This is a genomic window from Sphingobacterium sp. JB170 (assembly GCF_900163865.1).
GTDB lineage: Bacteria > Bacteroidota > Bacteroidia > Sphingobacteriales > Sphingobacteriaceae > Sphingobacterium.
On sequence record NZ_FUKU01000013.1, the window covers coordinates 93855 to 117616 of the forward strand.

The 23762-nt window shown below is 46.5% G+C and carries 19 protein-coding genes; 12 read left to right on the top strand and 7 right to left on the bottom strand.

The window, feature by feature from the left end:
- Positions 1-7 precede the first annotated feature (7 nt).
- From FM107_RS01785 to FM107_RS01800, 4 genes are all read left to right on the top strand, one after another.
- On the top strand, positions 8-1753 hold the full coding sequence (locus FM107_RS01785) for a RagB/SusD family nutrient uptake outer membrane protein (RefSeq protein ID WP_179204375.1): 1746 nt from the start codon (positions 8-10) through the stop codon (positions 1751-1753).
- Between the two features lie 4 nt (positions 1754-1757).
- Entirely contained in the window at positions 1758-2654 is an 897-nt protein-coding gene (locus FM107_RS01790; protein WP_086946803.1) for a DUF6528 family protein, read from the top strand.
- 286 nt (positions 2655-2940) lie between these two features.
- Positions 2941-3666: a ferritin-like domain-containing protein gene (locus tag FM107_RS01795; protein ID WP_086946804.1), complete on the top strand. Its 726-nt coding sequence runs from the start codon at positions 2941-2943 to the stop codon at positions 3664-3666.
- A gap of 21 nt (positions 3667-3687) precedes the next feature.
- Complete coding sequence (locus FM107_RS01800) at positions 3688-4515, top strand: ferritin-like domain-containing protein (RefSeq protein WP_086946805.1); 828 nt, start codon at positions 3688-3690, stop codon at positions 4513-4515.
- Positions 4516-4655: 140 nt separating this feature from the next.
- Here FM107_RS01800 and FM107_RS01805 read toward each other — a convergent pair whose 3' ends face one another.
- The 4 genes from FM107_RS01805 to msrB all read right to left on the bottom strand — a co-directional run bounded on the left by FM107_RS01805 (position 4656) and on the right by msrB (position 7388).
- Positions 4656-5480, bottom strand: a complete 825-nt coding sequence (locus tag FM107_RS01805) for an anti-sigma factor domain-containing protein (protein WP_086946806.1) — start codon at positions 5478-5480, stop codon at positions 4656-4658.
- A gap of 2 nt (positions 5481-5482) precedes the next feature.
- Entirely contained in the window at positions 5483-6049 is a 567-nt protein-coding gene (locus FM107_RS01810) for an RNA polymerase sigma factor (protein WP_086946807.1), read from the bottom strand.
- A 183-nt stretch (positions 6050-6232) separates the two neighbouring features.
- The gene (locus tag FM107_RS01815; protein ID WP_086946808.1) at positions 6233-6808 is read right to left on the bottom strand and encodes a fasciclin domain-containing protein; all 576 of its coding nucleotides are present in this window, start codon (positions 6806-6808) and stop codon (positions 6233-6235) included.
- Between the two features lie 73 nt (positions 6809-6881).
- Positions 6882-7388 (bottom strand): peptide-methionine (R)-S-oxide reductase MsrB, encoded by a 507-nt coding sequence (gene msrB / locus FM107_RS01820; RefSeq protein ID WP_086946809.1) that lies wholly within the window; start codon positions 7386-7388, stop codon positions 6882-6884.
- Positions 7389-7610: 222 nt separating this feature from the next.
- On the opposite strand from msrB, the gene FM107_RS01825 reads away from it, so the two are divergent.
- The 8 genes from FM107_RS01825 (at position 7611) to FM107_RS01860 (ending at position 21292) form a co-directional block, all read left to right on the top strand.
- Positions 7611-8123, top strand: a complete 513-nt coding sequence (locus FM107_RS01825) for an RNA polymerase sigma factor (protein WP_086946810.1) — start codon at positions 7611-7613, stop codon at positions 8121-8123.
- Between the two features lie 78 nt (positions 8124-8201).
- Positions 8202-9206: a FecR family protein gene (locus FM107_RS01830; RefSeq protein ID WP_086946811.1), complete on the top strand. Its 1005-nt coding sequence runs from the start codon at positions 8202-8204 to the stop codon at positions 9204-9206.
- Positions 9207-9247: 41 nt separating this feature from the next.
- The gene (locus FM107_RS01835) at positions 9248-12346 is read left to right on the top strand and encodes a TonB-dependent receptor (RefSeq protein ID WP_086946812.1); all 3099 of its coding nucleotides are present in this window, start codon (positions 9248-9250) and stop codon (positions 12344-12346) included.
- An 11-nt stretch (positions 12347-12357) separates the two neighbouring features.
- Positions 12358-14040, top strand: coding sequence for a RagB/SusD family nutrient uptake outer membrane protein (locus FM107_RS01840; protein WP_086946813.1), 1683 nt, complete (start codon positions 12358-12360; stop codon positions 14038-14040).
- A gap of 1 nt (position 14041) precedes the next feature.
- Positions 14042-16513, top strand: coding sequence for a hypothetical protein (locus tag FM107_RS01845; RefSeq protein ID WP_086946814.1), 2472 nt, complete (start codon positions 14042-14044; stop codon positions 16511-16513).
- Positions 16506-17462, top strand: a complete 957-nt coding sequence (locus tag FM107_RS01850; RefSeq protein WP_086946815.1) for a hypothetical protein — start codon at positions 16506-16508, stop codon at positions 17460-17462. Before FM107_RS01845 ends, FM107_RS01850 begins: the two co-directional genes overlap by 8 nt.
- Complete coding sequence (locus FM107_RS01855) at positions 17452-19356, top strand: FAD-dependent oxidoreductase (protein WP_086946816.1); 1905 nt, start codon at positions 17452-17454, stop codon at positions 19354-19356. Before FM107_RS01850 ends, FM107_RS01855 begins: the two co-directional genes overlap by 11 nt.
- A gap of 94 nt (positions 19357-19450) precedes the next feature.
- The gene (locus FM107_RS01860) at positions 19451-21292 is read left to right on the top strand and encodes a carbon starvation protein A (RefSeq protein WP_179204376.1); all 1842 of its coding nucleotides are present in this window, start codon (positions 19451-19453) and stop codon (positions 21290-21292) included.
- A gap of 131 nt (positions 21293-21423) precedes the next feature.
- On the opposite strand, the gene FM107_RS01865 is transcribed toward FM107_RS01860, so the two are convergent.
- From FM107_RS01865 to FM107_RS01875, 3 genes are read right to left on the bottom strand one after another with little or no spacing between them, the layout of a single operon-like run.
- On the bottom strand, positions 21424-23112 hold the full coding sequence (locus FM107_RS01865) for a PepSY domain-containing protein (RefSeq protein WP_086947186.1): 1689 nt from the start codon (positions 23110-23112) through the stop codon (positions 21424-21426).
- A gap of 11 nt (positions 23113-23123) precedes the next feature.
- Entirely contained in the window at positions 23124-23399 is a 276-nt protein-coding gene (locus FM107_RS01870; RefSeq protein ID WP_086946817.1) for a hypothetical protein, read from the bottom strand.
- An 8-nt stretch (positions 23400-23407) separates the two neighbouring features.
- Positions 23408-23749, bottom strand: coding sequence for a hypothetical protein (locus FM107_RS01875; protein ID WP_086946818.1), 342 nt, complete (start codon positions 23747-23749; stop codon positions 23408-23410).
- Positions 23750-23762: the final 13 nt, after the last annotated feature.

The following is a 23762-nucleotide window of genomic DNA, read 5'->3' on the forward strand; positions in this document are numbered from 1 at the left end:
AAAAACCATGAAAAAATTAGGTATATTATTCTTCGGCATCTTGATTCTAAGTTCCTGCGAATCGCAGTTTGATCAATTTCCCGAAACACAAGTCGCTGAATCTCCTTCTTTATTTAAGAACGCCGCAAGCTTAAAGACGTTCACCGACGGATTTTATAATAATCTTGATCACAACAGCATCAAGGATGACAAGTACTCGGATAACATGGAACACATCACAACACCTCCAGCTATGCGATCATCCAACTACACCTTGCCGACAGCCCTTGGAAGTGGCGGCTGGAGCTGGGGAGAACTGCGCAACCTTAACTATTTTATACAAAACGTAAACGAGCATACCGAAGACACCCAACTAAAACAGCAAAATTTAGCAATCGCAAAGTTTTTTAGAGCTTGGTTCTATTTTAAGAAGGTGCGTACGTTCGGCGATGTGCCATGGTATTCAAGACCTCTAACAACAACCGACGAAGAAGAGCTCTACAAACCACGTGACCCGCGCGTAGTAGTAATGGATAGCGTAATGCAAGACCTCGATTATGCGGTTACTTATTTAGGTGAATCGACCAGTAAAAACAAAATCACGCGATGGACGGCACTCGCGCTCCAATCGAGAATCGCACTTTTCGAGGGTACTTACCGCCTCTACCACAAAGAAGCCCAGCTGGCTGATGCAGAAAAATTCATTACCAAAGCCCGTGATGCAGCGAAAGAATTAATGGATTCGAAAAAATACAGCATCTTTACAACCGGTAATAAAGCAACCGATTATGCCGCGATGTTCCAAGAAGCCGAAGCGCCTACGAGCGAAGTCATTCTCGCCCGATCCTCGACGCAAAACTTCATCTATTATACTCCCGAATTTACTTCTACTTCCAATGGAAACTACGGAGCCACCTTTTCACTAATAAGCGACTACCCAATGTTATCGGGCAGTTCCTATTATCAAGACAATGGTGGTGATATTGAAGATAAGACATATTTCCACGAGTTCCAGAACCGCGATTACAGATTGTCACAGTCTGTCGTTTTCCCAGGATATATAAGGATTGGAACAACCGAAAAAGCCGTGAACGATTTCGCTGAAAACAGAACTGGTTATCAAGTAACCAAACGCGTGGGGCCACCAATTGAAGACCAAGGTAGCGATAGCAGAGATGTTATATTAATACGTTATGCGGAAGTATTACTGAATTATGCGGAGGCACAAGCGATCCTAGGAAACCTGACCCAAGTTGATCTCGATGCAACAGTCAACGTTCTGCGAGACAGAGCTGGCGTCAAACAAAAGTTGACCTTCCCGCTACAAACCGATCAGCTGCAGTTATCACGTTATAAAAGAACCACCGACCCTGCTGTACTAGAAGTCTGCCGTGAACGAAGAATCGAACTCGCCTTCGAGGGGCTACGCCGAGACGATCTTATCCGTTGGAACGAAGGACATCTTTTCCGCACGGAATATCACGGCATATACATTCCTGGTTTCAACAAGCTAATCGATCTTGACCACGACGGATCGCCTGATCTTTATGTCATCAAGAGCACGGAAAACGCGCCTACAGACCGTGTTTCGGGTGTGCAATACTTCAAACTATCGCCCGTAAATGCACTTTCAAATGGGGAATCAGGAAGATTAGTGCCCTATAAAAACACGAAACTACCTTTCCAGCCTTGGGAATACATCAACCCAATTCCGCTGGAAGAGCTAACTTTAAATCAAAATCTTACACAAAACCCCGGCTGGGAAAACTTATAATATAATGATTAAAATAATAATTTCATCGGCTATACTCCTGCTCACGTGGGCACTAAAAACGAATGCCCAAGGTACGCTCGAAAACGGTCATTACGTCGCTTGTGGAGATAGCAAAGTGCTGATCATCGATCCTGAAAAATCGACCGGTCCTATGGCAGCAGTCATCTGGGAGTGGGACGCACAAGTTGCGGCCGATATCCCAGTAGAATATAAGAAACTTCTCTTGTCGCTGGATGAGTGCAAACCTGTGTTAAACAACAGTAAAATCTTAGTTTGTTCTTCTTCGGGCGCGACGCTTCTGATCGACGTTAAAACTAAAGCGGTCGAATTTTACGCGAAAACGCCAATGGCGCATTCCGCAGCCCTTTTACCTGGCGGCAGAATCGCCGTTGCCAACTCCACGCACAAGAATGGAAACTCGCTTGAACTCTACGAGATCGGCAAATCTGAAATGCGCCTTTATTCCGACACACTATATTCGGGACATGGCGCCCTTTGGGATGAGCCAAGCAAACGTCTTTATGTGCTAGGCTACAACCGCCTGAAAGCCTACACGCTTGAAAACTGGGACACGGAAACCCCAAGCCTTAGGCTTGAGAACACCTGGCTTTTGCCAAATGCGGGGGGCCATGATCTCAGTTACGGTAAAGACCGTACACTACTGGTGACGGTGCATCATAGCACCTATAATTTTGATATCGCAACGGAGCAGTTTACGGAATTTGCACCACTCCAAGGTAAAGAAAATATAAAGTCTCTGAATTACAATACCCAAGAAAATGATTATATCTATACCATAGCAGAAGAAAGTTGGTGGACGGAAAACATCTATCATACCCAGTCGGATAAAACGATATCCCTTCCGGGCCTACGCTTATACAAAGTACGAATCGCCCACTAATCCATGTTTATTACGGAGAAATTTGATAACTCGAATTCTCCGTAATTTATCTTCCCCGCAGCCGGTTTTCAGCCCATGAGACTCTATAACCCCGATAGGGCATTTTCCTGGTCATGTCTTGTCCTTACCGGCAACGCTCAACGACCACAAAACGACACCTTCTTATTTCGCCCAAAACATAATTCCGGCACTATTCTAAAAAATATTGCCCGTGGGAAATCCATTTATCTCGTAACCTCGTATATACGTATAACAATACTTTATAAACGATATAAATATTTAGGTTATGAAAGAAACAACCTCTACACAAGAAAACTTTTTTGAAGGAAATAACCAACAAGAAAGCAAGCGATTAGACAGAAGACGGTTTCTGAAGGTCGCTGGAGCCGGTGCTGCAGGAATTGCGACATTAGGAATAATTAGTTGCAGCAAAGATGATGATCACAGTGGTCCCGACATGGGCGGCGAAGGCCTATATTTCGGCAGTGGCGATATTGCTATATTGAATTACGCTTATGCCTTAGAACAATTGGAAGCTGCTTTTTATATAGAACTCGCAAATAAGCCTTATGGCGGAATTACAAATTGGGAAAAAACCTTATTCACGGACATCCGCGATCACGAGATCGCTCACCGCGAATTTTTTAAGGCTGCCTTAGGAGAAAGTGCGATCGCGAATCTGGAATTTAACTTCTCGGGAATTGATTTTTCTAACCGAGACAGCGTGCTGATGACAGCAAAAACTTTTGAAGACCTCGGTGTTTCAGCCTATAATGGCGCAGGATGGTTAATTAAAAATGAAGCATATTTACTGCTAGCGGGCAAAATCGTTTCGGTGGAAGCAAGACATGCTGCCTTGGTGCGGGATCTCATTGATAATGGGACTTTTGCCAATTCGGAGGTTGTGGATGATGCGGGTCTAGACGTTGCAAACAGCCCGAGCATGGTCTTAGAAGCTGCATCCCCGTTCATTAAGTCGAAAATTGACGTTCGGGATTTACCAACCTATTAATCACTTTAAACTTTTATCACCATGAATTTATTTAACATATTTGATACGATAACCCAAGTTGACCCGGAGTTTAACGAGCGTGTCAGTCCACGCCGCGAGGCAATACGAAACATGATGTCTTTCGGTAAAAAGGTTTCTATAGCTGCTATGCCTTTTGTATTGAGCGATCTTTTCAAACAAGCATACGGACAAACACCAACAGATGTCAATGGGGTCTTAAATTACGCATTGACACTCGAATACCTTGAAGCAGAATACTATACCATGGGCGCGGCAGCATCCAACCTCGTTCCATCAGGAAAACCGATGGGCGCTATCACAACCATACGTGATCACGAGGTAGCGCACGTTGCCTTTTTAAAACAGGTATTAGGAGACAAAGCTGTTTCTAAACCGACCTTCGACTTCACCGCTGGTGGTGCATTCGCTCCCGTGTTTAGTGACTATGACACCTTTTTGGCATTAGCGCAGGCATTCGAGGATACCGGTGTGCGCGCATACAAAGGTCAAGCTGCATTATTGAAAGGTAATCAAGTCGTATTGACTGCAGCCCTTCAGATTCACTCGGTGGAAGCTCGGCATGCGTCCCATATTCGTCAGATGCGCAGGGCCCGAGGTGGCGCTGCAGCCGAACAAAAACCGTGGATAACCGGCGCAAATGATTCTGGTATTGGCGCCGCTGTAGACCCCGTTTATGCCGGTGAAGATACAAAAGAACAAGCCGGAGTCGATATCACGACACTGCCCGGTATTGAAGGAAAACTATCAATGGCGACAGCAACACAGTCGTTTGATGAGCCACTATCTGCGCCAGCGGTGTTAGATATTGCAAAACTTTTCATAAAGTAGAGGGACATCAAATGTCTAGTAACCTTGGCCCGTGTCGAAAGATGCGGGCTTTTTTCGTGATCAATATTGCTCGATAAATAAAGGATTTGCGTTGTGCTAGACGCGTGGGAGATCCTTTTTAAAGGTGCCCAGCAGAAAAATTAAATGTTACCGATAACAAACATATCAGAGAGCGTCGGTGTCGTGCTTCCCCCTGCCTTTTCTAAGGTAATAGCAAATGCCTGTGCGCCGGAAATTCGCTGCATTTCCAGTAAGGAGTTATCCGATATGGACAAAGGGAGAACACCTGCATCCACAGGCTTTCCGTCGATAATCGCCCATAGCTGATACTGCTTATCAGACGGTACGGTCGGCAAATTTTCTGCCGCCAGCAATACCTCTGATGTTTGTACATCCCAAAAGACGAGCGCCTTAAGTTCTGGATATTTTTCTACACCTTGAAGAGTAACCATTTTAACCGATGGACGTTGTAACATTGCCCACCGCTGATTCGCCTCGGCTAATGTCTTCTCGCTTTCCTGGTTGACTGCATTCGCTTGTTGAAGATCCGCTATATTCTGTTGCCGATTTTTAAACAACATGATGTTTATCGCTAAACTGCCGACTAAAAGTACGGATGCTGCGATCCAAAGCGGTTGTAATTTGCGGGATTGCGGTCGAATAGTTTTGATTTTGTCAGTAGGATCTGTCGTTGCAAAGGCAGGGTCTGTTACCTGCTGGGTGACAGGCGATTCGGCTTGGGAGGCAGAAATACGATCCCAAATCGCCGACTCTAACGATTCAGACGGCATTGTGGCCTGCTGGGAGGCCAAGTTTTCCAACGACAGTTCCATATCGCGAATAGCTTGCTCCACTTCCGGATTTTTTTGACGCACACATTCTAGGATGCTAACCTCCTCTTCGGTGGCAAGCCCCAAAACATATGATTCAATAATCCCGGACGATATGTATTCTTTAATATCCAAAGCTACTGCTGTTCATTTAATATTTCTCGCAAATGAAGTAAGGCCGATCGTACACGTGTCTTCACCGTACCGAGAGGAATGTTGAGATTATCTGCAATTTCCTGTTGCGAATAACCTTGATAATACGCCATTTCAATGAGCTCCCGCCATTCCGGCTTTAGCCTTTCTAATACATTTTTCAAACCAATATAGTCTGTTTTCTCGTTCTGTTCTGTCTGAACAAAATTATGATTTTCGAGTTTATTTATGCCATCGGGAAGAGATTGGTTTTTTTGCTCATTTTGAACACCCTTTGACTTAATATAATCAATAGCGGCATGACGAGCGATGTTTATCATCCACGTATAAAGTCTCCCCTTTTTATCGTCAAATAGGTCTGCGTGATTCCATATTTTTACGAAGACGTTTTGGATGACTTCATCGGCATAATTTTTATGTAACACTACACGAATAACGACACCATATAACGCGCCAGCATAATTATCATATAGATAATTAAAACCACGTCGGTCCCTCTTTTTGAGTAGAGCGATTAAGGTATCTTCTGCTATGTGGTGAATTGGGCTCAATCAGTTGTCGTTATGCTCCCAAAAGTAACATAATAAACCGTAGAATAAGTTGAATATGAAATTTTTCGGTTAACTTATTTTTTATTTTCTTGGTTTTACTCTTCATGTTTACAGGTTTCACCAAAAGGTTAAAAATCAACGAACACCAACCCGCGTATGCTGGAGAGAAAATGAATCGATCGATCAAGACGAAAACGAAGGCATCATCACCCGGTCAACAACATGTATAACGCCGTTGGATTGATCGACATCCCCTATGGTTATCTTGGCCTCATTTCCCTTGCTATCGCGTAAAAATAGATCTTTATCCTTGGCCCATACAATAAGCTTTCCCCCGTGAACACTTTTAAGTTCCGCCTTGCCATTTCCCGCAGCAATTAATGCCCAAATATCTTGCACCGTATAATAGCCCGCTACAACGTGATACGTTAACACATCGGTCAGCATTTTCTTGTTTTCTGGTTTTAACAAATTATCAACCGTACCACCTGGCAAGCCCTCGAAGGCGGCGTTTGTGGGTGCGAATACGGTGAATAGTCCCGCACTCGACAAAGTTTCGACAAGTCCCGCAGCCTTTACCGCGGCAATTAGTGTTGTATGATCTTTGGAATTAATCGCGTTCTCAACGATATTCTTCGATGGGTACATCGTTGCTTCCCCCACAATCGCAGTCTTTTCTTTAATCTGTGCGTAGCTGCTACGGCTGGTTAAAAGCAGCGCGCCTAGCAGCACTGCTCCATAAATTGATGCCTTTTTCATTTCTATTGTTTGTGTTTTCAATATCTACGACCGTTTTAATATAACGGATTGCTCAACCGTAACTTTTTAATAATTATTTAGCTATTCGGGGCTCAAACTCTAAAGAAATAGAATTCATACAATAGCGTTTACCCGTTGGTGCCGGACCGTCGTCAAAAACGTGTCCCAGGTGCGAAGCGCAGCGACCACAGCGTACCTCAACACGGTATATACCATGACTAAAATCCTCTTTGTAGATAAGTCCGTCGGCTCTGAGTGGTTCAAAGAAGGAAGGCCATCCACACGTGCTCGAAAACTTAGACGTGGATAAAAAAAGGGCGTTTCCACAGACAGCACAATAATAGGTTCCTTTAACATCAAACGTGTTATATTTCCCAGTAAAGGCCCGTTCGGTCTCCCCCAGCCGTGCTACGTGAAATAAATCGGAAGGAAGAATTTCTTGCCATTCCTCATTACTGATCGCCAGGGTAGCAGTATCCGTGCGGCTGTAATAAGGATTCCGCTTGTTGCCCTGACCATAACTTAAATAGATCGATCCCGCGATAAAAAATACGCATAGAAGTGTTCTTTTTGCTTTCATCCTCTTGTCTATAACTATAATACTATTTACGCGAACCGTTAAGCTTTGGATTTATCGCGGTGTTAAAAAGAGACTCTGAAAGGTCGAAAGTTCTCAACGGGAATATCATCTCCCAAAGAAAACCAATACAATTTTAATTCTTAAATTGTACCAGATTAACCCATCGGATCTTTAACTGAAAAATATTCGCGATGTATAAACTGATATTAATATTAATGCGCCATGTATTCGCTAATTGATGACGAGAGCTTTCGAGCCGTATTTAACAAATACTACGATAGAATATATTCTGGCTTTTTGAAAAAGACGGAATCGCATGAGCTTGCCCAAGATTTGACACAGCAGACGTTCATCAAATTTTGGCGTTATCGTGATAGCTATAATCCGGAATTATCCGCCGAAATCCAGCTCTTTCGGAAAGGTAAATTGGTATTTATCGACTGGCTTCGTAAAGAATCAAAAGACCGGCAAATGATCAACACGCTCAAGCAACAAAATCGAATTCCTTTGACTGAACTATCAAGCGACCTCAAAGACTCCCTTAATAAAGCTATCGATCAACTCTCCCCTATGCGAAAGGAAGTCTTTCGCTTAGCCTACATTGACGGATATAGCCATAAAGAAATTGCCAAGAAACTAAACGTATCGGTACGTACCGTGGAAACGCATGTTTATAAATCGCTCCAGCAGCTGCGCAAAGTATTAGCCTTGATATACATCTTTTTTCATCTGTAGAAAAAAAAATTTTATACCACGTACGTAGTTTCGGTTTATTGAACGTATATACTATCAAGACTACCCAAGATATAAACCGTGAAAGAGGAAATTTTAAAGAAGTTTTTATCCAATAAATGCTCCTACAAGGAGTGTGAATCTATCGTGCGCCATTTGCTGACGCATGAGCAGGACCTGGATAAAATCCACATCTTCGAAAATATCCCGCACGAGGAACTAACCACCACGCCACCTGAAACAAAGCAGGCCATCCTAAACTCAATCCTATCGCGCAAGCGAACACTGGTCACTCTCCAACAGTTGCTCGTGGCCGCAGCTATCTTGATTGCAGCCGCTTTCCCTTTTTACAAAATTGGATCTTTCGATACACTAACCTTCGAGGAAAACAATTTGCGAATCAGCCTTAAAAATGAAGGTATCACCAGCTACTGGCATCAGCTACCGGATAGTAGTCGTATAAAACTTGAACCGCAGTCTAAGGTCGTTTATTATTCGAATTTTCGTTCTAATCGATCGGTACAGCAAATCTACGGAAAGGCGACATACTACGTCCACCCCGATAAAGAGCATCCCTTCCGGGTAAACAAACACGGACTCCAAACCAAAGCGCTCGGAACAATATTTAGCGTCGCCGATTATGACAAAAACAATCTGGTTATCACGCTTCTTGAAGGCAAGATCCTCGTGAGCAACAAGGCTGACCAACGCGTGTTCCTGAATAGCCAAGCAACGCTCGTGATTAACAAAGACAATTTTCAATACCGCCTTGTAAATCCGCCAAAAACAAACTTTACAAACGCTTGGGAAAAAGAAAAGGAACACAGCAAATCGAACTTCCCGGCGAGCACTATTGCATGGTCAAATAAGGTTGTAAACTTTAAGAGCGTGAGTAACGCAGACCTGTTTAATATTATGGAGCGCCTGTACGCGGTAACCATCGATGCGACCAATCCAAATATCATAAATGGCACCTTCACAGGCGATCTCAAGCAGAATGAAAATATCGAAAACTTACTTGCGATTTTCTGCCAAATAAATGGCTGCGAATTTAATATAGAAGAGAATATAATTACAATAAAATAAGCAATACACCAATAACCATTTATAATTAAATCTTAATTGTTATGAGAAGTAATCTAATCTACCCATTGCTAATTTATGGCCTATTGTTTCTTTTTCAACAAGCCGCTGCACAGTCCGGCCCCCAGGCTACGGGGAAGGTAATAAGCAACGACGGGGTGGCAATCCCAGGAGCAACCATCGATGTGCTAAACACCAGCACGCAAAAAAAACAGACGTACAGCTCGGACGAAGACGGGCTATTTAGTCTGACAGGGCTATCGACCGAATCGGTTTACAACATTTATGTACATCACGTGGGCTTCCAGCCCGATTCCATTCTGAACTTCGTTGCCAAAAATGGGCAAACCAACACCATTTTAGTGCGCCTAGCCATCGACGACACGCAGCTCGATGAAGTCGTCGTGATCGGTTACGGTACCGCCCAAAAGAAAGATCTAACGGGCGCCATATCGTCGGTGGACGGGAAAGATATTGCCGCGCGAAAAACGACACAACTATCCCAAGCACTACAGGGATCTGTTCCCGGCGTCATGGTTACGCGCAACAACGGTGCCCCTGGAGCATCTGCAACCGTGCGCGTGCGGGGCATCACTACCATCACCGACGCTGGAGTCAATCCCCTAATTATTCTAGATGGGGTTCCTATCAGCAGCATTGATCACGTAAACCCGAACGATATTGAAAATGTCACCGTGCTTAAAGACGCCGCGTCGGCCTCCATCTATGGCGCGCGCGCGGCGGCAGGTGTTATCTTAATTACCTCCAAGCGCGGTAAAGAAGGCCAGCTCGCGCTGGAATATAACACCGATATTGGCTTTGAAGCGCCGACTGAATTGCCCGAATATGTGGGCGCCCAGCGTTACTTGCAGCTGGTGAATGAGCTCCGCTGGAATGATAATAACAACAATGACAATAAATACCCAATCTATAGTCAAGAGGTAGTCGACAATTACCTCAGCCTAAATCAAGAGAATGCCAATCAATACCCCATCACCGATTGGCAAGAGCTCCTGTTAGACAAACGCGCACCGCGCCAAAGCCACCAACTGGCAGTCACCGGATCGGGTAAGCACCTGCAGACACGATTCTCGCTCGGCTACGACGACACCGACGCGCTATATGTGGGAAGAAACTATGAACGGCTAACTTCCCGGATAAACAACAACGTCAAAGTAACCGACTATCTCTCAGCTGTAATCGACTTTAACTTCAAACGCACTACGGACAACCGTCCATCGATCGACCCCATGTATAGACTCGGAATCACTGCCCCTATTTACGCGGGGCTTTGGGATGACGGGCGAATTGCTGCCGGAAAAGATGGCGACAATATATACGGAATGCTCAACCAGGGAGGACAGACCAAATACCAGTATAACCAGCTGGGCGGTAAATTCGGAATTGACCTTGAGCCTATAAGTGGACTTACGCTGACCGGGGTCATCGCGCCGGTCTTTAATTTCGATAAAACAAAGGCCTTTAAAACCAAGGTACCCTACACCGCCTGGGATAACCCGGACGTGCCAGCCGGTTACCTGAATGGCTACAACGCTACTAAGCTCTCGGAAACGCGGGTGGAAAGCTACCAGTACACAACACAATTTTTAGCCAACTACCAAAAAAGTTTGGGTAAGCATAACCTCAATCTCCTTGGTGGCTATGAGTTCTTTTATTACTTCAATGAAGACATCTCGGCCTCTCGCGACCAATACCTATTGAGTCGTTATCCTTATCTCGATCTGGGTCCCCTGGAGTTTAGAGATAACAGCGGTAGCGCCTACGAAAATGCCTACCGCTCCTATTTCGGCAGGGCGATGTACAACTACGCCAACAAATATTTCCTGCAAGCGAACATCCGGTTCGACGGGTCATCGCGCTTCGCAAAGGAATACCGGTGGGGCACATTCCCCTCGATATCAGCAGGTTGGTCGCTCTCGGAGGAAAACTTCCTTAAAGACGTCTCTTGGCTCGACTTTCTGAAGCTACGCGCATCCTACGGAACACTGGGCAACGAGCGAATCGGTAACTACCCCTACCAGTCGCTCATCCAGTTCTCCAACACCGCACTTTTCTATCAGGGAACCGAAGCCGTGTCGGCCCAGTCTGCCGCCCAGTGGCAATATGCTATTCGCGATATCACATGGGAAAAGACACAATCGTATGACCTAGGGGTTGATTTCACTGGTCTAAACAGCCGTCTGAATGCCACCTTCGATGTGTACGAAAAAACAACGAGCGATATGCTGCTGGCCCTGCAGATACCTACCTACATTGGCTTCGACAACCCTAATCAAAACACAGGAAAGATGAATACCAAAGGATGGGAACTCATCCTGGGCTGGAAAGATAAAGTCGGTAAAGTAGACTACGGCATTTCTTTTAACATCTCGAACTTCAAATCGGTCATGGGCGACCTAGGGGGAACGGAGTTTTTGGGTGATCAAATTAAAAGGGAAGGAAGCGAATTTAACGAGTGGTACGGGTACCGCTCAGATGGCCTTTTCCAAACCCAGGAAGAAGTGGCCGCCTCGCCTGTGCTGAACGCTAACGTCAAGCCAGGTGACGTCAAATATATCGACATCAGTGGCCCGAGCGGAACGCCCGACGGCATCATATCGCCAGAGTATGACCGCGTGCACCTAGGCGGATCGCTCCCGCAGTACCTCTATGGAGGACAGCTAAACGTGGGGTATGCGGGACTGTCGTTAAATCTCGTCGTTCAAGGCGTAGGCAAACAGAACACCAGGCAGACCTCCGACATGCTTCAGCCCTACCGCGAGAATTGGGGTAATTTCTTATCCGTACTCGATGGCAACGCATGGAGCCACTACGCATCGCAAGAGGAAAATGAAAAAGCGAAATACCCGCGCTATTCAAACACCTCGGCCACAAATAACTATGCCATGTCAGACTTCTGGATGATAAACGGTAAATATTTCCGCTTGAAATCAGTGGGCGTACACTACGAAATCCCGTCGACCGTACTGCGTAAAATACACCTTAAAGGTTTAGGCGTATCGTTTACTGCAAACGACTTATTTACGATTAACAAATTCCCTAAAGGATGGGATCCCGAGATGACCTCGCTCACCTATCCGATAACGGCGACTTACTTATTTGGAATTAATGCTAAATTTTAATCAAGACCGTCATGAAAAGTAAATTTCTATATATATGCATGAGCTTGACCCTGCTTTCTTGTCAAAAGCTCGACCTTAACCCACTATCCCAAGGCTCAGGTGAAACGTGGAACGGCACCGCCGAAGAACTCATCATGTCCTTAAACGATCTTTATCGTTCAGACCTCTGGATAAAAGACCTCGACGACTGGACAGACGACTGGATGTTCCGCGATGGGTTAACCGAGATCACCAACGCGACACTCAACGGGCAAACTGGATTTGTAAATACCGGATGGAAAAATACATATAAAAATATCGCTCGCGCGAACACGGTGCTCCAAAACATGGAGCGCGTGGCGGGCGTACTACCTGAAGCACAAGTAGCAAGCTACACGGCAGAAGCCCGTTTTGTGCGCGCCTCGATGTATTCCTACTTGCTATCGCATTACCGAAACGTGGTATACGTGGACCGCATCCTCACGATCGAAGAAGCCGAAGCGCTCGACCAGATTCCCCCGCAGGAGCTCCTCACAAAAATTTACGAGGATTACGATTTTGCTATCGCCAACCTCAAAGATTCCTACAGCTCCAATGAGCTCAAGCGCGCCACTAAAGGGGCCGCCTTAGCCCTTAAAGCGCGCATCGCTCTTTATATGGGCGATTACGCCACGGCAAAAACTGCCGCCCAGGCGTGCATCGATCTCGGGATCTATACCTTGCACCCGGATTACGGCGATCTTTTCCTATCCAAGACCAAGCAGTCCCCCGAATCGATATTCTTATTGCCCCGCTCCATCTCACTCGGGGTCGTACTGGGCGATAGGCAAAATTATATCCCCCGCAACAATGGAGGCTGGGCAGCAAAAAACCCTTCATGGGATCTGCTATACGCGTACTACTGTAACGATGGACTTCCTGTGGATGAGTCGGATCGCTTTGATCCTACAAATCCGTTCGCCAACCGGGATCCGCGCTGTGTAAAAACGATCGTTCCATTCGATGAGCCTCATTTAGATTTCGTCTTCACACCGCACCCTTTAGCGCTCAAAACAACCAAAATATCAACCGGTCAGCAGGTCGCCAATAACGATAATCGGGCTGTCGCGCAGTACGCTTCGTTTAACGGCTTATTATGGAACAAGGGAGTCGATAACGACTGGCTTTTAAACTCCTGGCGAATAGAACCTGACAACATTATCATCCGCTACGCCGATATACTTTTGATATACGCGGAAGCTAAAATTGAACTCAACGAAATTGATGAATCGGTACTTCACGCAATAAATCAGGTGCGCGCGCGGGCCTATAAAGTTGACGTAGCCTCGCCAGACTACCCTAAAGTGAACGAGACCGCGCAAGAACCGCTACGTAAAATACTGCGGGCTGAGCGGCGAATGGAATTTGCGCTGGAGGGTCTTCGTTACATGGATATTATCCGCTGGAAAACAGCAGAGAAGGCATTAAATACTCCGAATTACGGTCTACTCGATCCAGCAGACCTAATCGCCAAAGTAGTTAACACTGGAAAATGGTTTCTTCCCGAAGCGCCCCCAGTGGATGAGGATGGGCTGCCAGACTTTAGTGCTTTCTTTTCTCAAGGGTTAATCAAGCAGATTGCCATTCGTAAGTTCGACGCATCAAAACAATATATCTGGCCGATTCCATCGACAGAGGTATTAACAAGTGGTTTAAAACAAAATCCGAATTATTAATATGCCAGTAAAAACTAAAATTCAGTGCTTAATCATCGCCGCGTCCGTTACCGTTGCTAGCGGCGCCATCGCACAAACGAGCTTCAGTGGAATATACCCCAGCCTGGCGATGTACAATAACGAAGGGGAGTGCGGGACCGGAGCCTTAGTCCCGTGGAAAAACAAGCTCTACGTGATTACCTATGGGCCGCACCTGCCGGTCGGATCTTCCGACAAGCTCTATATATTGAACAAAGACATGACATCGAGCGTTTACCCCAAGAGCGTTGGCGGCACTCCGGCAAATCGTATGATTCATAAAGAATCAGGCAACATGTTTATCGGTCCCTATATTGTCGATGAAAAAGGAAACATCCGGGTCGTGGATCCCAAAATTATGCCAGGTCGGCTGACGGGAATGGCACGCCACCTTAGCGAACCGGCGACTAAGGTATATTACGCGACCATGGAGGAAGGCCTCTACGAATACGACATCACAAGCAAAACCGTAACAGAGCTCTATACGGATGTCAACTTAAAATCTAAAAGCTATCTCGCTAAACTTCCCAACTACAGCACCACACAAAATTTTGCAGACCTGATGGGCGCACATGGAAAAGGGGTATACAGTGGGCAAGGGGTATTAGTGTACTCCAACAACGGCGAGTCCGGGGAATTAGCGTTAAAAAAATACGATATCCCCGCGGGATCGCTCTCCGAATGGGACGGAAAGACATGGAAACTTGTGCGTCGCAACCAATTTGTTGAAATATCCGGTCCCAGCGGCATTCAAGGAGGCTCGAGTAACAGTGCCGACCCGATATGGGCAACCGGATGGGATCATAAATCAGTGCTCCTGGGTGTGCGCGATCAACAGCAGGGCTGGTCGTTCTTCCGGCTTCCCAAGAGTAGCCGCAGTTATGACGGGGCACACGGCTGGAACACCGAATGGCCACGCATACGGAGCATAGATGATGGCTCGAGCGAGCTGTTAATGACCATGCACGGAATGTTCTGGAAGTTTCCTATGGCATTTACCGCACACAATAGTCGCGGTATACGCCCGCGCTCTGCGTATCTAAAAGTTATCGGGGACTTCGCCCGTTGGAACGACATGCTGGTATTTGGATGCGACGATTCCGCTCAAAAAGAATTCCTCAACAAGCGTAAAATTAAAGGTAATCTTCAGGGGGCGGGGCAATCCCACTCCAACTTGTGGTTTCTCGCCCCAAGCGCGCTCGATAAGCTGGGCCCTACAACAGCCGAAGGGGCCGTATGGATTAACGAAGAGGTATCCAGCGTACTTACCTCCGAACCATTCCTTCTTGCGGGCTGGCACGAGCGCAATTTATGGCTCAAAAATCATGGCAGTAGGGCTACCACATTCACGCTCGAGATCGATAAACAAGGGACGGCGACTTGGAGCGACTATAAAACGGTAACCGTGCAGCCAGGCGCCTCGTTGCATCATAGTATTCCTTCTTCGCTTAAAGGCGAATGGATACGTGTCACAGCCGATAAACCGGGCGTGTACACCGCCCAATTTTCCTATCGCGGGGATCGGCTCACAAGCGACGATGTGTCTATGTTTTCTTCCATCGCTACCACCGCCAATACAGACTATCTGGGTGGATTTCTATATGCGCTACCCGCCAATCAACGTAAGCTTGCTTTACAAGCAGGAAACATCACAAATGGTCACTTCCAGCCTAGTGGGTATTATGAGCTCGACGAAAACATGGAGCTAAAGATGGCCCAGAACAAAGAAGCGCAACAAGCCATAGAAAAGAATTTTACGATACCAGAAAAGCTCGTCCAGGTTGACGCAAACTCCGTGCTGGTCGTGGATGACGACGGCCGCAGGTGGCGTTTTCCAAAAGGCGACAAAAAGCTCGACGCGCTCACAAATGACGGCTTGACCAGGCTTGCCCGAGAAGTGGTAACAGAGCGCGATTTAATGAATTTACACGGAACCTTCTATGAGCTGCCTGCCGAAAATGCAGATGGATTCGCGAAGGTGCGGCCTATCGCCTCGCATAATCTTGCCGTGCACGACTTCGCCTCTTTCCGTGGGCTTTTTATCATCTCCGGAATTACCCCGACGGGCAACTCTGAGCACATCATCCGCTCCAAAGACGGTAAAGCGGCGATCTGGGCAGGGGCAATTGACGACCTGTGGAAACTAGGGAAGATTACCGGCTATGGTGGTCCGTGGGACAACACCGCGGTGAAAGCTGATGAACATAGCGACGCATATCTTTTTGGATTTTACGACAACAGAACGCTGGAAATAAAACATAACGCGAGCGCAGCTGTTAACGTTACCATACAGCTTGATCCCACCGGCAGTGGTGAATGGATGAACTATAAAACGCTAAAAGTAGCTAGCCGTAAATCAGTAAATTTTATGTTTCCTAAAGACATCGAAGCGCGCTGGATCCGCTTTCTGAGCGACACGGATTGCAACGTAACAACCTTACTTCGTTATGATTAAAATAGTACTAATGGCACTATGTATTGCCTGGAGCGTCCTCTCACTCCGGGCACAATCTTGGTCTGCGCTTAACATCCAGACCAAGCCGGCATTTACGTTTACCGTTAATGATACTTTAAGTTTTCCGGTCTACGTGGTGAGTACGCCCCAAGACAGTGCCCTATATTTTGCGACAAACCTAACAACAAACGTCTGCAACGATCAGATTTGTCTGCCCATCGAAATCAACTTATTTTGGGATCTGCTGGGTAATTATCACCATTTCAGTAAAGAGCAGCACGTAGCATTTACTAAGTTTGACCATCAGTACTTTGATGAAGGCGACTACCAAAAGCTCAACGCGCTTCTTTTAGATACGCTCTCCCCCTTGCGCGACTACCAGGTAGAAGATCTGCTGGACAAGGACGCTCAAAAATACTCAGCAGAAGTGGATGCAGTAACCCGACCAACGTCCTTGCTCTTTTCAAACGTATCCGTTCCGGGCGCCCTATATACGGGCTATACCTTATGGCACATCGTAAATGGCCCGATTAAAGACGCACTGCACAAATACCTGCAGGAGCAGTACCGTGCGCGAAAATGGCAGCTCTATTTCGCAGATTCCACTGTCCCAGCCTATCAGGAATATTTTCTTAAAAACTTATCCCCCAGCGAAAGTAAAGCGTATAATACGCAGGTGGTCGCCTTACTATTCGCCGAAGACGATTTCATCCCGCATTATGCCATCGACATACTACAGCAGGGGGATCTCCTGTCTAATCCAGCAAACTATAACACGATCTTAATGCAGATCGATCGCTTAAAACCACATGTAACAACAGAAATTATAAGTGCTATCTCCTCGCCAAATGAGCAAACGCGAGAGTTACTCACACGCTTTAGTAAAAGCCAAAAAGCAAACCCCAGACAAAAAGAATTAATCAAAAAACTTTTAGACTATGAAAAATAATAGAAGAGACTTTTTAAAAGCGGTTGGAATCGGTTCAGGAGCGCTATTAGTCGATCCTGTAATTGCAAAAACATTAACAGAAAAGGACCTTAAAACCGGTCCCACAGATGCCACGAACGCTGTATTCGCTACGCGAAATATGGAAACAGACTACTTGGTCGCTGGTGGTGGGATGGCTGGCTTTTGCAGCGCTTTGGCTGCGGCAAGAAATGGACTGAAAGTCGTCCTGATTCAAAACCGCTCACGGCTCGGAGGGAATGCTAGTTCCGAAATCAGGATGCACATCTGTGGTGCCTCAGCGCTGAGCCAAGTGTGGCGCGAGACGGGACTGCTCGAAGAAGTCATGCTCACCGAAGCCTACACCAATCCCCAGCGCTGCTGGGAAATGTTAGACTTTGTCATGTACGACAAGGTTGTATCCAACCCCAATATCACGCTGCTGTTCGACACGATGCTTTATAGCGTGAAGTCCGATGGAGGCAAAATACAAGAAGTACAAAGCTATTGTTCGGCGACCGAAGAGATCTACAACGTAAAAGCAAAATACTACGCCGATTGTACCGGCGATGGCACTCTGGCAGCCTTAGCGGGCGCAGAATTTATGCGCGGACGTGAGGCCAAATCAGAATTCAACGAACCCCTAGGGCTTGACACACGCGACGATATCACCATGGGGAACAGCCTACTGTTCCAGTCTCAACCGCACGACAAACCAATGCCGTTCAAGGCACCAGAATGGGCGCGGAAATACGAGTTCTCGGATTTCAAATTTCGTAAGATACACTCCTGGGAATACGGATACTGGTGGATCGAGCTGGGCGGACTCGAAAACATTGTGCACGACGGACAGAAAATTAGACACGACTTGATGGCCGTTGTTTTTGGCGTTTGGGACTATATCAAAAACTCGGGTAACCACCCCGAGTCGGCAAACTGGGCCCTCTCCTGGTTTGGCGCGATCCAAGGAAAGCGTGAAAGTCGCCGGATAACCGGAGACTATGTGTTGACGCAAAACGATGTCCTCAAACAAGAAAACTTCGAAGATCGCGTGGCATACGGTGGCTGGCCACTCGATGATCATCTTCCGGCAGGAATGGATGACACCTCGCTGAGTCCATTTCGTTCCATACCGCTTAAAGGACCGTACTCCATCCCTCTGCGCAGCCTGTATAGCAAGACCCACGAAAACCTAGTGATGGCAGGCAGGAATATCTCGGTCACCCATGCTGCTCTTTCGACTACGCGCGTGATGGCGACCTGTGCAACGCTCGGCCAAGCGATCGGCACAGCTGTTGCCTACTGCGTAAAGCAGGGCCTCACCCCACGCAGCCTTGCGGCAAACAAAAGCAAACTCCAAGAGTATCAACAACTACTGCTACGACAGGATCAAGCGATTCTTAATATTAAAAATGAGGACAAAAATGATCTCGCTCGACAAGCAAAAGTAACCGCTTCCTCGGCCCTCGATGGACACGAGGCGACAAGTGTGATCGACGGATACAACCGCGATGTGCAGGATAACACTAGCCATCAGTGGCGCGCAAGCCTCGCCTCAGGTGAACAGCACCTCGATTTACAGTGGAACAGCCCACAATCGATCTCTGCGGTAGAGTTTACTTTCGACACAGGATTAAACAGGCATTTACGTCTTTCCGGCGAGAACACAACAATGAAACGGCAGCGCCGCGGTCCCCAGCCAGAAACCCTCAAGGATTATACGCTAGAGCTCTACAACGGGAACACGCTGGTCAATAAAATTGAGATCACCGACAACTTCCTACGAAAAGTGACCCACAATTTTGAAACCTTAAAAGCTGATAAAGTACGACTAGTGGCTAAAAAAACGCACGAGGACGAAAACGTGCGGGTTTTTGAAATTAGATGTTACGCATAGAATAAAAGCCGTCAAAAATAGTTACCTTAATGGGGAGTTTTTAGAGATCCTTCAAACTTCCCATTTTATAAACTGAAAACCTGAACATTATATTATGATCGATTTAAACGGAATTAACGCCCTTACATTGATTTTTACGGCCTTACTCGTTTTCGCTATTGCTTACCGTTTCTACGGGATATTCATCGCCAATAAGGTGCTACGCCTGAATTCAAAAATTACGACACCGGCCGTCGAATTCGCCGACGGACAGGACTACGTAAAGACCGATAAAAAAGTACTCTTTGGGCATCATTTTGCTGCAATTGCCGCTGCAGGACCCTTGGTGGGGCCGGTGCTCGCCGCCCAGTTTGGTTATCTCCCGGGAGCCCTGTGGATTCTGATCGGGTGTGTGTTAGGCGGCGGCGTACACGATATGGTCGTGCTTTTTGCCTCGGTCCGTCATAAAGGGGTAAGCCTGGCAACCATTGCCTCGAAAGAAATCTCAAAACCTATCGGAACGATTACCGGGATAGCCGTCCTTTTCATCTTGATATTAACGCTCGCCGGCCTAGCCTTAGCGTGCATTTCAGCGATGCACGAAGCGCCGTGGTCACTATTTACCATCATCGCCACGATGCCTATAGCCATTATTATGGGGCTGATTATTCGCTATAGAAAAAATGCAGTTAATTTCGCCAGTATTCTCGGCGGCGTGCTGCTAATAGCGGCCATTATCTCGGGAGACTATCTCATGAAAATACCGGTGCTAGCCAGCATGTTTTCCTGGGACATTAACACCATTTCGATATCAATTGCCGTTTACGGCTTTCTCGCCTCCGTGCTGCCTATTTGGTTCTTACTCGTCCCTCGGGATTATTTATCTACTTACCTAAAAATAGGTACAATCTTGATGTTGACTATTGGAATTATTTTTGTCGCGCCGACCATCCAAATGCCTGCGCTGACTTCGTTTATTCACGGAGGAGGGCCAATTATCGGAGGGCCGGTACTTCCGTTTATATTTATTGTGATTGCCTGCGGTGCGATTTCGGGCTTTCATGCGATAATCGCCACGGGTACCACCCCGAAGATGCTTGGTGACGAGCGTGAAATACTGTTTGTCGGTTATGGTGCGATGCTCGTTGAAGGATTTGTCGCACTGATGGCACTTATTGCTGCGTGCACGCTGATGCCGGGAGATTACTTTGCGATAAATACGCCCGTTGAAGCATACCAAGATTTTCTCGCTGCTTACCCCGCCCTTCATGCCGTCGACCTGCAGCATTTCAGCGATCAGATAGGTCTGGACCTTCATGGACGAACTGGCGGAGCAGTATCACTCGCGGTGGGCATGGCGCACATTTTTAATAACGTCCCTTTTATGGACAATGTGATGGCCTATTGGTATAATTTCGCAATTATGTTTGAGGCCGTCTTCATCTTAACGGCAATCGACGCTGGCACGCGCGTAGGACGCTTCTTCCTGCAAGAGATGTTAGGTTCTGCGATTCCCGCATTTAAAGATAAAAACTGGTGGCCGGGAATCATTATCTGCAGCGCCATATTCACGTTAGCTTGGGGATACCTGGTATATACGGGCAGCGTGAGTAGCATATGGCCATTGTTTGGAATATCCAATCAGCTGCTCGCTGCTTGCGGACTAATTGTGTGCACGACGATGCTGATACGCATGAACAGAAAACGCTATGCGTTATGCTCGGCCATACCCGGCGTTTTTATGGCGGGAATAACTTTTTGGGCGGGATATCTTCAAATAACTGATTTATACGTCCCTAACGGACAGTATCTGCTTGCAAGCCTAGCGGGAATAGCCATGCTACTGATGGCTATTGTATTTATCGGCACCTTTATTCGCTGGTATTCGCTCTTTAAAAACAAGGAGCTCAAAGTCGATATCTACGGCGAAAAGGTGAAAGAACTTGTGGACCGCTAAGGACCAAATTCACATAGCGAAGACCGGTTTATCACGTATTTTAGCTGCCGCGTGTACTTATTAATTGCCTCCGGCGCACGCGGCATACTTAAGGGCGAAATCCTCGTGCTCGGGAAATACCGTTCAAGACGTTACGCTGTAGCTACACGTGATTTTCTAATCGCCGGTTTCGGCATTTCTTTAGGCCGCTCATTAAATTCCTTCAGGCGGCCGAGTACCAGAAAGCTAATGACACCCAAAACCAGCCAGACAAAATCTACCACAAATAGATCCCAGCTCCCGTCCATAGCAGTCACCCATAGCCAATTTCCCGTTACCAGCCCGTTTGCTATGGGCACCAGTAGCGAGAAGATACCTCCCAGCAGTAAGGTCTCCCTATTTGTGCGGTTCAAATTCCGGCGAATGATGTAATAGAGTGAAAGAATCCACCACAGGTGAAAGAACACGCGGTAAATAAATTGCTGATTGACATCGGGATTTACCTTTATCGCTATAAAGGTGATTGCCGTCACGGGGAGCATCGTCAAACAGATCGCTAGAAACACATTTGCCACCCAAAAATTAAATTTCCGTTTTCTGGGGATAACATTATTTTTATCGCGTGCAACCAGCCATATCAAAATACCCGAAATGATCACTAGACACCCCATCACTCCAAGCACAAAATAAATAGTTTTCACAGGGTAACCCCCAAAATCTCCAAAATGAAGCCTGTAGATCAAGCTTCTGACCTGGTCGACATAGCTCACATCGGTGAATGGCGATTTCTCGCCGAGGATCCTGCCGTCTTTTACCGCGACAGCTAAAATTCCCTTTCCAGCAAAACTTTTATCATAGCCTGCCTCGGACTGGATAACCACATACATATTCTGATCGCCATAATTCATTATATTCACGCGTTTAAGAGCGCTTCCTGGCCACCTTTGCGCCGCCATATCCAAATAATTACCGAGCTCAAAACCACCTTGTAGAGGCTGGTAGCTATATGCTAGCTGGTAGTCCGGGGTCTGCTCAAGTTCCTCGTACACTTTATTCTTGTCCCCATCGTATAACATCGTTCCAAACGGAACAACAAGCACGGTATTAATAATCAAGATAATCCCCGTTACCGCAAAGATAAACTGGTAGGGAAAACCAATCACCCCCAGAGCCGTGTGCATATCCGTCCACACCGTTTTCCACTTGCTAAATGGCCGAAAGACAAAGAAATTAGAAACGATTTTATCCCAGTGCAGTAACAGTCCGGTAATAAGGGCAAATAGAAACAAAAAAGACGTAATACCAGCAACCATATACCCGAACGGCGCGAAGCCTAAACGGATAGGCACCTCGTTGAGTTGGGCAAGAAAATGTAAGCGGTATAAAAACTCACCCATATCGTAATTCGATGCATAATCGCCCGACTCCATTCGCACAAAGTCGTGACTGAAATATTTTGTATCACCGCCGCCACGGCGTCCCCGCCCTCGACGGCTGCCATCCGCCGCAGACTCCATCGCAGCCATGTTCGCTTTATGGACAATCGTATCTTGAGAAGCGCTAAAATTAACATAGCCCTTAAGCCCGCCCTGCTGCAAATAGAATATAATATCGCGCCCCTGTAAGTTATAGCCGCCGCGGGAAATCGAATCGAGTAGATAAGTATAATTCGCCGTGTTCACCTCCTGCTGGTGATAGCTCGTATTGTTTTGCCATGCGGTGATTTCTTTTTTGAAAAAGGAAAAGGAGCCGGCAAAAAATATCACGTACAACAATGCGCAAATAATGATGCCGCTAATCGTGTGGGTATTAAAGTATATATTGTAATTTCTGAGATTCATAATTAGACGGCTTAACGAATTAGGAATGGCAAGTAACATACAAAAGCTAGCAGCAGATATACGCCCCAGACCTTCCACCCGTTTTTAGCGAGGAAGGCGAGTAATAGTAGTACCGCCCAAAGGATATAACCGGTAAATCCGGCGGTCACAATAACATTTCTGTTTTCAAAAAAAAGCGTCATCAGCAGATGAAAAGTAATCATCACCAGATAACCACCAATGAATCCGGCCGTAATCTTCAAAAAACGCTGGAAAGGAGTGCTTAAATATTTTTTGTTCGCTGGCATATCAAACGTTATTTATAGAAGGTGTACAACAGTTCAAGAAGTCCGCTTATCACAAAAATTACCGCGATATGCTTCGCTTTAAGAAAATTATATGGACCGATCAAAACCAATAGGCAGAGCATGCCCATCACGTAAACGATCCATCCGAAAATTCCTGCGCCGACACCGTGCATAACGCAGCAGGCAACCAGCGTAATAAAAAGAAGCCCTAACCCAGCGCTGCGCAGCTTCTTCGGCCTTTCTTTGAAGCGCTCCAGCCATACAGGACGGCTTTTAAACTTCACCCGGGTACTAGACTGGTAGAATAAATAAGAAGCAATCAAAATAGTCCCTAATAACAGTGTATACATATCTTTGAGAAGT